This is a genomic window from Pseudomonas sp. TZ252 (assembly GCF_056110345.1).
In genome coordinates this window covers 1091984-1104015 of the sequence record NZ_CM148566.1, presented here as the reverse complement: position 1 = coordinate 1104015, position 12032 = coordinate 1091984, and the positions used below count along the sequence as shown (strand labels likewise).

At 64.7% G+C, this 12032-nt stretch carries 15 protein-coding genes and 1 riboswitch; of the genes, 11 read left to right on the top strand and 4 right to left on the bottom strand.

Annotation, left to right across the window (positions count from 1 at the left end; genetic code table 11):
- Positions 1-29 precede the first annotated feature (29 nt).
- Complete coding sequence (locus ACYAF3_RS05110) at positions 30-788, bottom strand: SDR family oxidoreductase (protein WP_003094072.1); 759 nt, start codon at positions 786-788, stop codon at positions 30-32.
- Between the two features lie 108 nt (positions 789-896).
- On the opposite strand from ACYAF3_RS05110, the gene ACYAF3_RS05105 reads away from it, so the two are divergent.
- From ACYAF3_RS05105 to groL, 4 genes are all read left to right on the top strand, one after another.
- Positions 897-1631 (top strand): HugZ family pyridoxamine 5'-phosphate oxidase, encoded by a 735-nt coding sequence (locus tag ACYAF3_RS05105; protein ID WP_003112758.1) that lies wholly within the window; start codon positions 897-899, stop codon positions 1629-1631.
- Between the two features lie 68 nt (positions 1632-1699).
- Positions 1700-2167, top strand: a complete 468-nt coding sequence (locus ACYAF3_RS05100; RefSeq protein WP_003094066.1) for an FxsA family protein — start codon at positions 1700-1702, stop codon at positions 2165-2167.
- A 195-nt stretch (positions 2168-2362) separates the two neighbouring features.
- Positions 2363-2656 (top strand): co-chaperone GroES, encoded by a 294-nt coding sequence (locus tag ACYAF3_RS05095; protein ID WP_003094064.1) that lies wholly within the window; start codon positions 2363-2365, stop codon positions 2654-2656.
- Positions 2657-2706: 50 nt separating this feature from the next.
- Positions 2707-4350, top strand: a complete 1644-nt coding sequence (gene groL, locus ACYAF3_RS05090; protein WP_003094059.1) for a chaperonin GroEL — start codon at positions 2707-2709, stop codon at positions 4348-4350.
- A 55-nt stretch (positions 4351-4405) separates the two neighbouring features.
- Here groL and ACYAF3_RS05085 read toward each other — a convergent pair whose 3' ends face one another.
- Positions 4406-5092: a ParB-like protein gene (locus ACYAF3_RS05085; RefSeq protein WP_003455476.1), complete on the bottom strand. Its 687-nt coding sequence runs from the start codon at positions 5090-5092 to the stop codon at positions 4406-4408.
- A 101-nt stretch (positions 5093-5193) separates the two neighbouring features.
- A riboswitch (Fluoride riboswitch) is annotated at positions 5194-5256 on the top strand.
- 64 nt (positions 5257-5320) lie between these two features.
- Between ACYAF3_RS05085 and crcB the strand changes: the two genes are divergently transcribed.
- Both crcB and ACYAF3_RS05075 read left to right on the top strand, forming a co-directional pair.
- A complete protein-coding gene (gene crcB, locus ACYAF3_RS05080) occupies positions 5321-5704 on the top strand; it encodes a fluoride efflux transporter CrcB (RefSeq protein WP_003094051.1) in 384 nt (127 codons plus the stop codon).
- Positions 5705-5723: 19 nt separating this feature from the next.
- Positions 5724-6053, top strand: coding sequence for a DUF190 domain-containing protein (locus ACYAF3_RS05075; RefSeq protein WP_003102669.1), 330 nt, complete (start codon positions 5724-5726; stop codon positions 6051-6053).
- Here the strand turns inward: ACYAF3_RS05075 and ACYAF3_RS05070 are convergent.
- The gene (locus tag ACYAF3_RS05070; protein ID WP_003102666.1) at positions 5996-6790 is read right to left on the bottom strand and encodes a phosphatase PAP2 family protein; all 795 of its coding nucleotides are present in this window, start codon (positions 6788-6790) and stop codon (positions 5996-5998) included. The two genes, ACYAF3_RS05075 and ACYAF3_RS05070, sit on opposite strands and share 58 nt — an antisense overlap.
- A gap of 216 nt (positions 6791-7006) precedes the next feature.
- Between ACYAF3_RS05070 and ACYAF3_RS05065 the strand changes: the two genes are divergently transcribed.
- From ACYAF3_RS05065 to ACYAF3_RS05045, 5 genes are all read left to right on the top strand, one after another.
- Positions 7007-7690: a response regulator transcription factor gene (locus tag ACYAF3_RS05065; RefSeq protein ID WP_003094039.1), complete on the top strand. Its 684-nt coding sequence runs from the start codon at positions 7007-7009 to the stop codon at positions 7688-7690.
- A complete protein-coding gene (locus ACYAF3_RS05060) occupies positions 7680-8960 on the top strand; it encodes a sensor histidine kinase (protein WP_003094037.1) in 1281 nt (426 codons plus the stop codon). Before ACYAF3_RS05065 ends, ACYAF3_RS05060 begins: the two co-directional genes overlap by 11 nt.
- A gap of 79 nt (positions 8961-9039) precedes the next feature.
- Positions 9040-9723, top strand: a complete 684-nt coding sequence (locus ACYAF3_RS05055) for a class I SAM-dependent methyltransferase (RefSeq protein WP_003094031.1) — start codon at positions 9040-9042, stop codon at positions 9721-9723.
- 2 nt (positions 9724-9725) lie between these two features.
- On the top strand, positions 9726-10430 hold the full coding sequence (locus tag ACYAF3_RS05050) for a lipopolysaccharide kinase InaA family protein (RefSeq protein ID WP_128669489.1): 705 nt from the start codon (positions 9726-9728) through the stop codon (positions 10428-10430).
- Positions 10427-10669, top strand: coding sequence for a hypothetical protein (locus ACYAF3_RS05045; protein ID WP_003102660.1), 243 nt, complete (start codon positions 10427-10429; stop codon positions 10667-10669). Before ACYAF3_RS05050 ends, ACYAF3_RS05045 begins: the two co-directional genes overlap by 4 nt.
- Before the next feature lie 124 nt (positions 10670-10793).
- Here ACYAF3_RS05045 and pncB read toward each other — a convergent pair whose 3' ends face one another.
- A complete protein-coding gene (pncB, locus tag ACYAF3_RS05040; RefSeq protein WP_003102657.1) occupies positions 10794-11990 on the bottom strand; it encodes a nicotinate phosphoribosyltransferase in 1197 nt (398 codons plus the stop codon).
- Between the last annotated feature and the right edge of the window lie 42 nt (positions 11991-12032).

Here is a 12032-nt window from a genome sequence, read left to right as displayed (position 1 = left end):
GCGGGGCTTTTTCCTTGCGGGGCCGGGGCCTACAGGCGCAGGCCGCCGTCCAGTTCGAGAACGCGGCCGGTGTAGTAGTCGTTCTCGAAGATGTAGGCCACCGAGTGGGCGATCTCCACCGGCTTGCCCATACGCTTGAGGGGGATGCCGGCGGTCATCTTCTCCAGCGCCTCGGGTTTCATCCCGGCGGTCATCTCGGTCTCGATGAAGCCCGGCGCCACGCCGGCCACGCGGATGCCGTAGCGCGCCAGTTCCTTCGCCCAGACCACGGTATCCGCGGCCACCCCGGCCTTGGCTGCCGAGTAGTTGGCCTGGCCCATGTTGCCGGCGCGGGAGATCGAGGAAATGTTGACGATCGCGCCTTCGTTCTTCAGCTCGATCATCTTCGCCGCCACTTCGCGGGTGCAGAGGAACACACCGGTGAGGTTGACGTCGATCACCGATTGCCATTGGGCCAGGCTCATCTTGCTCAACTGGCCGTCCTTGACCTTGATGGTCAGGCCGTCGCGGAGGATGCCGGCGTTGTTGACCAGGCCGTTGATCGCGCCGAAGTCGCTGGCGACCTGGGCCACCATGTGGGTAACCTGTTCCTCGTCCGCCACGTTGCACACGTAGGCGCGAGCGTCGCCGCCGGCGGCCTTGCAGGCAGCGACGGCTTCGTCGAGACGTTCGCGGTTGAGATCGACCAGGGCCAGCCTGGCGCCCTTGCCGGCGAGATATTCGCCCATTGCCCGGCCGAGCCCCTGGCAGCCGCCGGTGATGATGATGACCTTGTCTTTCAATTGCATTGCTTGGAACCCCACGAGCAGTTTCTGGAAGCGGACCTTGCCGGCACCTGCGAACGTACTTTGATATGCCCGTCCGTTTACGACGGATTCTATGCAAGGAGTCATAAATTGAGCGTTGAAGCTGCAAAGAATGCCCGAGAATTGCTGCTCAAGGAATACCGTGCGGTCCTTTCCACCCACTCGAAGAAATGGCCGGGCTTTCCTTTCGGCTCGGTGGTTCCCTATTGCCTGGATGCCGAAGGCCGGCCGCTGATCCTGATCAGCCGGATCGCCCAGCACACCCACAACCTGCAGGCGGACCCGCGCTGCTCGATGCTGGTAGGCGAGCGCGGCGCCGAGGATATCCAGGCTGTCGGCCGCCTCACCCTGCTGGCCGAGGCGCGGCAATTGGCGGAGGAGGAGGTCGCCGCGGCGGCCGAGCGTTACTACCGCTATTTCCCCGAGTCCGCCGACTACCATCGGGTCCACGATTTCGACTTCTGGGTGCTGCAGCCGGTCCAGTGGCGTTTCATCGGCGGTTTCGGCGCGATCCACTGGCTGGCCGCCGAGCGCGTGCCGCTGGCCAATCCGTTCGCCGGAGAAGCCGAGCGCGGCATGGTCGAGCACATGAACAGCGACCACGCCGCCGCCATCGCCCACTATGTGGAACTGGCCGGACTGCCGGCGCATGCCGCGGCGCAGCTGGCGGGAATTGATACAGAAGGTTTCCACCTGCGCATCGGCCAGGGCCTGCACTGGCTGCCGTTCCCCGCCGCCTGCGGCAACCCCGGGGCCGTGCGCCAGGCGCTGGTGCAATTGGCCAGGGCCGAGCGCTGGCCTACCGTCGAGCCGGAGCAGGGTTGAATTCTTCCCCGGCTGGCGCCAACTACTGGTGGTACCGGGGGCAAACGGGCCCCGCCAAGGACTCTGAAATGCGCGCTTTCCTCTTTCTGCTGTTGCTCTTCCCGCTGGTCGAGCTGGCCGTCCTGATCAAGGTCGGCAGTGTCATCGGGGTCGGCTGGACCCTGTTCCTGATCGTCGCCAGCGCCTTCATCGGTGCTGCATTGTTGCGCGTGGCCGGCGTGGCCACCGCCTGGCGCGCCCGCGAACGACTGGCCCGTGGCGAACTGCCGGAGCAGGAAATGCTCGAAGGCCTGTTGATCGCCGTCGGCGGCGGCCTGCTGATGCTGCCGGGTTTCATCAGCGACATCTTCGGCATCCTCTGCCTGATTCCTTTCACCCGTCGCCTGATGCTCGGCGGCCTGCGCCGCCGCGTCGAACAGCAGGCGCTGCGCCGGCGCGCCTTCGCCGACGACCTGAACGCCCGCTACGGACAGGGTCCGTCGCGGCCGAACGTCATCGAGGGCGAGTACGAGCGCCGCGACGATTCGCGCAACTGAAAAAAAATTTCACTGCATGCCCTTGAAATGGCTTGTGGCGACCTTATGTAACGGTCACCGCAAGGTCCCTGCCACAAGGGCAGGCTGTCTTACGCGGCTCGCGCGTCGAGTCGCAACCCGGCAACGCCGGCTTCAACAAAACCCGCCGGACTTCGATCCGGCCGTTGGAAACCACTGTTTGGGAGAGTTACGACTATGAAGCTTCGTCCTCTGCATGATCGCGTCGTTATCCGTCGCAGCGAGGAAGAGACCAAGACCGCAGGCGGCATCGTGCTGCCGGGTTCCGCCGCCGAGAAGCCGAACCGCGGTGAAGTGGTAGCCGTAGGTACCGGTCGTGTACTGGACAACGGCGAAGTGCGCGCTCTGGCAGTGAAGGTGGGCGACAAGGTGGTCTTCGGGCCTTACTCCGGCAGCAACGCCATCAAGGTCGATGGCGAGGAACTGCTGGTGATGGGCGAGTCCGAAATCCTCGCCGTCCTGGAAGACTGATCGGTCTCACCACTCCGTTTTCACCGAATTCGATTTAGAGGAAAGAGAACATGGCTGCCAAAGAAGTTAAGTTCGGCGATTCCGCTCGCAAGAAAATGCTGGTCGGCGTGAACGTGCTGGCCGATGCCGTCAAGGCCACCCTCGGCCCGAAAGGCCGCAACGTGGTTCTGGACAAGTCCTTCGGCGCTCCGACCATCACCAAGGACGGCGTTTCCGTCGCCAAGGAAATCGAGCTGAAAGACAAGTTCGAGAACATGGGCGCGCAACTGGTGAAAGACGTTGCCTCCAAGGCCAACGACGCTGCCGGTGACGGCACCACCACCGCGACCGTCCTGGCCCAGGCCATCGTCAACGAAGGCCTGAAGGCCGTTGCCGCCGGCATGAACCCGATGGACCTGAAGCGTGGCATCGACAAGGCCACCGTGGCCATCGTCGCCCAGCTGAAAGAGCTGGCCAAGCCCTGCGCCGACACCAAGGCCATCGCCCAGGTAGGCACCATCTCCGCCAACTCCGACGAGTCCATCGGCCAGATCATTGCCGAAGCCATGGAAAAAGTCGGTAAAGAAGGCGTGATCACCGTCGAGGAAGGCTCGGGCCTGGAAAACGAACTGTCCGTCGTCGAAGGCATGCAGTTCGATCGCGGCTACCTGTCCCCCTACTTCGTGAACAAGCCGGACACCATGGCTGCCGAGCTGGATAGCCCGCTGCTGCTGCTGGTCGACAAGAAGATCTCCAACATCCGCGAAATGCTGCCGGTGCTGGAAGCCGTCGCCAAGGCCGGCCGTCCGCTGCTGATCGTCGCCGAGGACGTCGAGGGCGAAGCCCTGGCCACCCTGGTGGTGAACAACATGCGTGGCATCGTCAAGGTCGCGGCTGTCAAGGCTCCGGGCTTCGGCGATCGCCGCAAGGCCATGCTGCAGGACATCGCCATCCTCACCGGCGGTACCGTGATCAGCGAAGAAGTCGGCCTGAGCCTGGAAGGCGCTACCCTGGAGCACCTGGGCAACGCCAAGCGCGTCGTGATCAACAAGGAAAACACCACCATCATCGATGGCGCCGGTGTGCAGGCTGATATCGAAGCCCGCGTCCTGCAGATCCGCAAGCAGATCGAGGAAACCACTTCCGACTACGACCGCGAGAAGCTGCAAGAGCGCCTGGCCAAGCTGGCCGGCGGTGTTGCCGTGATCAAGGTAGGCGCTGCCACCGAAGTCGAGATGAAAGAGAAGAAAGCCCGCGTCGAAGACGCCCTGCACGCTACCCGTGCAGCGGTGGAAGAGGGCGTGGTTCCCGGCGGCGGCGTAGCCCTGGTTCGTGCCCTGCAAGCCATCGAAGGCCTGAAGGGTGACAACGAGGAGCAGAACGTCGGTATCGCCCTGCTGCGTCGCGCCGTCGAATCGCCGCTGCGCCAGATCGTGGCCAACGCCGGCGACGAGCCGAGCGTAGTGGTCGACAAGGTCAAGCAGGGTTCCGGCAACTACGGCTTCAACGCTGCTACCGGCGTGTACGGCGACATGATCGAGATGGGCATCCTGGACCCGGCCAAGGTCACTCGTTCCGCTCTGCAGGCTGCGGCCTCCATCGGCGGTCTGATGATCACCACCGAAGCCATGGTTGCCGAGATCGTGGAAGACAAGCCGGCCATGGGCGGCATGCCTGACATGGGCGGCATGGGCGGCATGGGCGGCATGATGTAAGCCGACCGGCCCCTGTGGTTGGAAAAGCCCCGCTTCGGCGGGGCTTTTTTATTCCTCAGTGCGGGCAGTCCTGGCGGTAGCCCGGCAGCTCCCTTGCCGCCGGTTCGCAGGCCAGGCGCAGTGCCTGCTTCAGGTCGTCGGGCAGAGTGGCGCGGCTGATCGGCCGCCAGTGCATGCGTTCGCCGAAATAGCGCGCCCAGTGGAATTCGATGAAATAGCTCTGCCGATCCTTGTCGAAGGCGTTCTCGTCCTCGGCGTAGCCGGCCAGGGCGCGGTAGGGATCGTCGCCAAGCCCGGCGAGAGCGTTCGGCAGGGCCTCGGGCGGGATCTCCGCGCCACGCGCATCGTGCAGCCAGACCCAGTGGTTTTCCTGCATCTTCTCCCAGAAGTCGCTGGCCTGGGGTAGCCGGCCGATCACCTTCACCGGCACGCCCTGTTTCGGGTCCAGGCGCCAGAGCGCGCTACTCAGGTGATGGCGATCGGTGAGGTAGAAGCGGCCGCCGGGGCCGATCACCACCGGAATCTCCTTCTTGCGCAAGTAGCGCTCGAGAGCCTTGGGCTTCTTCCCGGCGAGCTTGGCCTGGTCATCCTCGACCTGCAGCAGGCCGACATTCTGCTGGGTCGGGTGGAGAGCCGCGAGCGGCAGCTCGCACCAGCTACCGACGGAGGTTTGCGGCGAGCAATCCTCGGCCTGGGCGGTGGCGGACAGGAACAGGCAACAAAGCAGCAGGACTGGGCGCATGGGGGCTCCGGCGAAGGAAGGGGAAAGGTTCCCTAGACTGGCACGCTTCGGGCGATCCGGCGTACTCCGGCCTTTGATAGGTGCCTCGCTTTGTGCCAATCTTGCCGACAGGAGATGGCATTCCTCCTTCAACCGCCCCTGGGGCTGATGATGCCTACGCATGAACCTGGAAAGGCGCGTAGGTGCTCGCCTGCCGCCTGTCCGAATCGCTCCTACAAGGACAGGACTATGTGGAAATCCATTCTCGCCATCGCCCTCGGCGCCGCCCTGGGGGCGTTGCTGCGCTGGTTCCTCGGGCTCAAGCTGAACAGCCTGCTGCCCAGCATTCCCCCCGGCACGCTGCTGGCCAACCTGGTCGGCGGCTATGTCATCGGCGCGGCGATTGCCTATTTCGCCCAGGCGCCGGGCATCGCTCCGGAATGGCGGCTACTGATCATCACCGGGTTCTGCGGCGGCCTGACCACTTTCTCCACCTTTTCCGCCGAGGTCGTCAGCCTGCTTCAGGAGGGCCGCCTGGGCTGGGCCGCCGGGGCCATCGCGACGCACGTCAGCGGCTCGTTGCTGATGACCCTGCTGGGGTTGTTCTCGATGAACTGGATGCTGGGCAAATAGCGCAGCGGGAGGACCGACCATGCAAGGCTATCAACTGACCTTCATCACCCAGCAGGGGCGCCGCCACCAGGGCCAGCCGATCTGCGACTGGCTGCTGGAAGAGGCGCGCCGCCTGGGCGTGCGCGGTGCCACCGCGCTGGCTGCCAGCGAAGGCTTCGGCCAGAGCGGCCGGCTGCATTCGATGCACTTCTTCGAGCTGGCCGACCAGCCGCAGGAAATCCTCATGGCGGTCGATCCCGAGCAGTCAGAACGGCTGTTCGAGTCGATCCGCCAGGCCGGCGTGCGGCTGTTCTACATGAAGGTGCCCATCGAGTTCGGCGTGCTGGGAGCGGACGAATCGACTTCCTGAACGCGGTTTTCGTCGGCGCCGCCGTTGCGCTGTCCCCGCGTCTCCGGTCGGTAGAGCATCAGGCGGTACAGGCCGAGGCAGATCAGCCAGTCGAACAGCATCGTCCACAGGTTGTGCGAGAGGAAGTGCGCACCTTGCAGCATGCGCGACAGCGATAGCAGACAGCCCATGGCGAAGGCGAAGGCCAGGGCGTAGCGCGCCAGCCTGGGCTTGCGGTCGCGCAGGGCGAAGAACAGCGCGAACAGGACGAATCCGGACGATGCGTGCCCGCCCGGCCAGCAGCGTCCGGGGTGCTCGGTCGGCGGCCGTGGGCTGAGCAGCGAACTATAGGTTTCCTCGCCGCCGAACTGCGCCAGGCTCCAGGGGCACTGCACGGCGGTGAGCGCCTTGAGCGGAGTGACTATGCTGGCTGCAAGGCTCATGGCGAGGAACACATAGGCCAGCGGCCTGCTCAGTGCGCGCCATGGCCGGTGGAACAGTCCGGCGATGGAGACCAGCAGGCCGAGGACGCTGATGGCGATCACCAGTTGCTTGACCCGGTCGTGCAGGATGTTCTCCAGGAACCAACTGTGCCGGCCGATGAAGCCGGCGCCCGGGTCGTACATCAGGTTGGCCAGGGCGAGGTCGAGGGTCACCGGCTCGAAGGCCAGCAGCAGTGCCGCCAGGCCCAGCGGCAGGGCGAGGAACAGCCAGGGGTTGAATGGACGGGAAGGGGAATGGACGGCGGCCTGGGTCATGCGATCTCCAACGCTGGCGTTGACGTTCTCTTGACTTCGACGCTGGTTAAATCCACCGCCGGGGTTCGTGCGCATCCGCAAAGCCGCTATGATCGGCGGCCATGGAAGACGCCATGCAGTCTCTGGTGGCGAGCGTAGAGCCGGTGTGAATCGCCGGTGAAGAATCCGTAAATGCGCGAGAGGCGCTCAATCGGTCTTCCTGCGAAGGAGTGGGACATGCGAATACTGGTGGTCGAAGACAACCGCGACATCCTGGCCAACCTGGCCGATTACCTGTCGCTCAAGGGCTATACCGTGGATTGCGCGCAGGACGGGCTGTCCGGCCTGCACCTGGCGGCCACCGAGCACTACGACCTGATCGTGCTCGACGTGATGCTGCCGGGAATCGACGGCTATGCCCTGTGCCGGCGCCTGCGCGAAGACGCACGGCGCGACACCCCGGTGATCATGCTCACCGCCCGCGACCAGTTGGACGATCGCCTGCAGGGGTTTCGTTCCGGAGCCGACGATTACCTGGTCAAGCCCTTCGCCCTTTCCGAACTTTCCGCACGCATCGAGGCGGTGCTGCGTCGCGCCCAGGGTGGCGGCCGCCGCGAGCTGAGCGTGGCCGATCTCAGCTATGACCTGGACACCCTGGAGGTCAAGCGCGCGGGCAAGTCGCTCAAGCTCAATCCGATCGGCCTAAAGCTGCTCGCAGTGCTGATGCAGAAGAGCCCCCATGTGGTGCGCCGGGATGCCCTGGAAGAAGCGGTCTGGGGCGACGACTGCCCGGACAGTGACAGCCTGCGCAGCCACGTCCATCAACTCCGTCAGGTGATCGACAAGCCATTCTCCGTGGCCTTGCTGCATACGGTGCATGGCGTCGGCTACCGCCTGGCGGAGGAGCCGAATGGAGTATAAGCAGAGCCTCGCCCGCCGGATCGTCATCGCCTTCATGCTGATGACGGTCGCCGTGGGGGGACTGTTCTCCGCCGGCATCGTCGGCGTGGTCCACATCATCGAGGAGCGCCTGATTTCCCGCGACCTGGGCGGCGAGCTGGAGCGCATCCTGCGCGACGACCTGGCCCAGGGACGCAACCCGGTGCTCGATCCCGGCATGCGCTTCTTCATCAGCGACGGCCAGGGCTCCTACGCCATGCCGCCGGCGCTGGACCAACTGGATGTCGGTTTCCACGAAGTGTTCGAGGGCGACTTGTCGTTCCATGCGCTGGTGCGCGACATCGATGGTCGCCGCTTCGTCCTGCTGCAGGACCAGAGCGATTTCGAAGCGCGCGAGCAGGTGCTCTACGCCTCGGTGCTGACCGGCTACGTGCTGAGCATCGCCCTGGCCGGCCTGCTTGGCTGGATGCTCGCGCGCAAGGTGATGGAGCCGGTGGTGCGCCTGGCGCGCCAGGTGCGGCATCGCGAACAGTTGCTCGGTCTGGCGCCGCCGTTGGCGCCGGACTACGCCAACGACGAGGTCGGCGAGCTGGCCGCTTCCTTCGACGAGACCCTTGGCCGCCTGCGCGACGCGCTCAAGCGCGAGCAATTGTTCACCAGCGACGTCAGTCATGAGTTGCGTACGCCGTTGATGGTCATCGCCACCTCATGCGAACTGCTGGCCGAAGAACCCAGCCTCGGCCCGCGCGCCCGTGGCCAACTGGAGCGGATGACCAAGGCCACCGAGGAGATGCGCGACCTGGTGCAAACCTTCCTGTTGCTGGCGCGTGCGCAGAAGGGCGAGGAAAGCCTGGCGCCCCACGGTAGCCTGGAGAGCATCGCCGACGACCTGGTCCAGGTCTGGCGCGAACAGGTCGAGGCGCGAGGACTGACCCTGCACTACCGCAACGAAGGCGCCTGCGCCGGCCAGTTCAACGCGCCGCTGCTGCGCGCGGTGATGGGCAACCTGTTGCGCAACGCGACCCACTACACCGATGCCGGGAGCATCACGCTGACCCTCGACGAGCATGGTTTCAGCGTCGAGGACACCGGGGCGGGCGTCCCGGAAGAACAACGCGAACGCATTTTCATGCCCTTCGTTCGCGGCAGTTCCAGCTCCGGGCGCGGCGAAGGCCTTGGCCTCGGGCTCTCGCTGGTGAAGCGGATCTGCGCGGCCGAGGGCTGGAGCGTAACCCTCAGCGCGGTGGAGCCGCACGGCTGCCGGTTCGAAGTTTTACTCGATGTTGCTTGACGAAAAATTCACCACCCCTTGACCCGAGCTTGACGGCTGGATTCATACCGTTCGTCTCATGAATCCTGGAGTTCCCGTCATGAACAATCCGCCTGTCGACCTCGACTTTTCTCACAAGTATGATCGCGAGCATGCTGAGGCCTACCTGAAGAAGCATCAGGACGGCCTCGCCCGGAAACTTTCCCACCGGCGCGACGTCCAACTCGCCCGGCACGCGCTGAAGCTCGCGGGGCAGCCCAACCTGGTGCTCGACCTGCCCTGCGGCGCCGGACGCTTCTGGCCGCTGCTGGCGGAAAAGGACAACCGGGTGATCATCGGCGCCGACAATTCCGCGGACATGCTGGCGGTCGCCTGCGCCGGCCAGCCGGACGGTGTAGTGAAACGGGTACGGCCCTTGCAGACTTCCGCTTTCGCCATCGACCTGCCGGACAGCTCGGTGGACAATATCTTCTGCATGCGGCTGCTCCACCACATCGGCGAGGCGGATGATCGACGCGTCCTGCTCCGCGAGTTTCACCGGGTCACGCGGGACAGCGTGATTCTTTCCCTCTGGGTCGATGGCAATTTCAAGGCCTGGAAGCGTAGGCGCATGGAGGCACGGCGGGTAGCGAACGGGGAACAGACCGGCTACCAGAACCGCTTCGTGTTACCAGCCGAAACGGTCGAGCGCGAGTTCCGCGACGCCGGCTTCGTCGTCCAGAAGCATCTCGACTTCATCCCGCTGTATCACATGTGGCGGGTCTATATCTTGCGAAAGGAATAACGATGGCTCCCGATCTGGCATCCCTGCAACGTATCTCCGGCGACTCCGCCATCGACCAGTGGTTGCAGGTACCCGGCAGCTGGGTCGAGGAGCCCAACGAGCGCCGCGGCGGGGCGAGCGGCGTGCAGCGGGTGTACACCGGCGATGGACGGCTGCTCTATCGCAAGCAGCAGACCGGCCACGTCTACCGCGACTGGCAGCGCCCTTTCGGCTATCCCACCGCCATGCGCGAGCGCGATGCGCTACGGGCCTTCGAGTCGCTCGGTATACGCGTGCCGCGCCTGATCTATTCCGGCTGCCGCAAGGTCGACGGGCAATGGCAGGCGCTGCTGGTGACCGAAGCCCTGGAGGGTTTCTCCAGCCTCGACGAGTGCTATACGCGCGGTGACCAGGACCGCTGGGGCGAAGCGAAGCACCAAAGAATTCTGCAACAAATCGGCGCTACCATTGCCCGGATGAATCTCGCCCACTGGCAGCACGGTTGTCTCTATCCGAAGCACATCTTCGTCCGCGTCGAGGGTGAGGCCATCGAAGTAGCGCTGATCGACCTGGAGAAGAGCCGCCGCCGCCTTACGGTGAACAAGGCGTCCCAGCACGACCTGAAGCAGTTGAAGCGCCGTTCGTCGTGGACTGGCGCGCAGTGGCAAGCCTTCATCTATGGTTACCAGACGGCGTTTGGCAGCGCCATCAAAGGGTTGCAGACATGAAATTAGAAATCACTCGAGGTTTGTTGCTGGTCGGCGCTCTCGCCGTGGCTACAGCCGCGGCTGCCGCCTGGCACGAACCCGCGCCGAACGTGGTGCAGATGAGCGGCGGTCATGAGTACTGCCCGACGCCTTCGGCGCTCAAGGCCGAGCGGCCGACGCGCCAGGAGGTCCAGCCGAACAAGGACATCCTGCTGCTGATGTTCGGTCTTTCCCAGGGGGGAGCCAGCCTGTCGCGCTGAGTCTCCTTGTCGAAAAAGCCCCGCCTTGGCGGGGCTTTTTCATGGGCGATGAGATCGTCGGAGGCATGGGCCGAATAAGGACCAGGCCTCATGCGCCACCTTGCCGCGGCGCGCCAGGCTTGCCCTAGGCGACCTGGAACACGTGCTTGAGGTAGTGGATGAAGTCAGGGTCCCGGCATTGCGCCTTGCCGGGCGTATCGGAGATCTTCGCCACCGGATGGCCGTTGCAGGCGCTCATCTTCACCACGATGTTCATCGGCTCGACGCCCGGCAGGTCGCAGGTGAAATGCGTGCCTATGCCGAAGCTGACGTTGATCCGGCCCTGCAGCGCGCGATAGATCTTCAGGGCCCGTGGCAGGTCGAGGCCGTCGGAGAACACCAGGGTCTTGGTCAGCGGGTCGATGCCCAGCTTGAGGTAGTGGGCGATGGTCTTTTCCGCCCACAGCAATGGGTCGCCCGAGTCGTGGCGGAGGCCGTCGAAGAGCTTGGCGAAATAGAGGTCGAAGTCGCGCAGGAAGGCATCGGTGGTGATGCAGTCGGTCAGCGCGATGCCGAGCAGCCCACGGTATTCGCGGACCCAGCAGTCCAACGCGGCACTCTGGCTGTCGATCAGGCGCGGACCGAGCTGCTGGTGGGCCATCAGCCATTCGTGGGCCATGGTGCCGAGGGGCTTGAGGTCGAGCTTGCGTGCCAGGTGGACGTTGCTGGTGCCGACGAAGCAGCCCGGAAAGTCCTCCTTCAGACCGCTCACCACCGCCTCGTGGACCCGATAGGAGAAGCGGCGGCGGGTACCGAAGTCGGCCATCTTGAAGCCGGCCAGTTCCTCGGCGCTGGCCTCCCGGCGCAGCCAATCGAACTTTTCCTGCAGGCGTTCGCGCGCCTGCTCGACGGTGGCGGCCGGGTAGCGGGCGCGGTTGCGCACCTCGCTGATCATCGCCAGCAGCGGCACTTCGAAGAGGATCACGTGCAGCCAGGGACCTTTCAGGCGCAGGAAGAATTCGTCGTTCTCGATGCCGGTCTGCACGTAGCGCGGGTTGAAGCGGAACAACCCGAGGAAGCGGATGAAGTCCGGCGCGAGGAAGGGAATCCGTTCGAGGAAGGCCAGTTGCTCGTCGCTGATCGCCAGGCCCGCCAGGTATTCCAGTTGTTCGCGGATGGCCGGCAGGTACAGGCGCAGGTCTTCCTGGTTGCGGCAGCGGAACTCCCACTCCACCTCGGCGTTGGGATAGTTGTGCAGCACCGCCTGCATCATGGTCAGCTTGTAGAAGTCGGTATCCAGCAGGTTCTGCACGATACGTTCGGAAAAAGCGCTCTCGGCCATGCTCGTCTCACCACTGCGTTTCAGCGGGCAGTCTACTGGAGG

Coding starts and splice junctions, on each gene's coding strand:
- ACYAF3_RS05110 (WP_003094072.1), bottom strand. CDS start 788: ATGCAATTGAAAGACAAGGTCATCATCATCACCGGCGGCTGCCAGGGG.
- ACYAF3_RS05100 (WP_003094066.1), top strand. CDS start 1,700: ATGCGCGCTTTCCTCTTTCTGCTGTTGCTCTTCCCGCTGGTCGAGCTG.
- ACYAF3_RS05095 (WP_003094064.1), top strand. CDS start 2,363: ATGAAGCTTCGTCCTCTGCATGATCGCGTCGTTATCCGTCGCAGCGAG.
- groL (WP_003094059.1), top strand. CDS start 2,707: ATGGCTGCCAAAGAAGTTAAGTTCGGCGATTCCGCTCGCAAGAAAATG.
- ACYAF3_RS05085 (WP_003455476.1), bottom strand. CDS start 5,092: ATGCGCCCAGTCCTGCTGCTTTGTTGCCTGTTCCTGTCCGCCACCGCC.
- crcB (WP_003094051.1), top strand. CDS start 5,321: ATGTGGAAATCCATTCTCGCCATCGCCCTCGGCGCCGCCCTGGGGGCG.
- ACYAF3_RS05075 (WP_003102669.1), top strand. CDS start 5,724: ATGCAAGGCTATCAACTGACCTTCATCACCCAGCAGGGGCGCCGCCAC.
- ACYAF3_RS05070 (WP_003102666.1), bottom strand. CDS start 6,790: ATGACCCAGGCCGCCGTCCATTCCCCTTCCCGTCCATTCAACCCCTGG.
- ACYAF3_RS05065 (WP_003094039.1), top strand. CDS start 7,007: ATGCGAATACTGGTGGTCGAAGACAACCGCGACATCCTGGCCAACCTG.
- ACYAF3_RS05060 (WP_003094037.1), top strand. CDS start 7,680: ATGGAGTATAAGCAGAGCCTCGCCCGCCGGATCGTCATCGCCTTCATG.
- ACYAF3_RS05055 (WP_003094031.1), top strand. CDS start 9,040: ATGAACAATCCGCCTGTCGACCTCGACTTTTCTCACAAGTATGATCGC.
- ACYAF3_RS05050 (WP_128669489.1), top strand. CDS start 9,726: ATGGCTCCCGATCTGGCATCCCTGCAACGTATCTCCGGCGACTCCGCC.
- ACYAF3_RS05045 (WP_003102660.1), top strand. CDS start 10,427: ATGAAATTAGAAATCACTCGAGGTTTGTTGCTGGTCGGCGCTCTCGCC.
- pncB (WP_003102657.1), bottom strand. CDS start 11,990: ATGGCCGAGAGCGCTTTTTCCGAACGTATCGTGCAGAACCTGCTGGAT.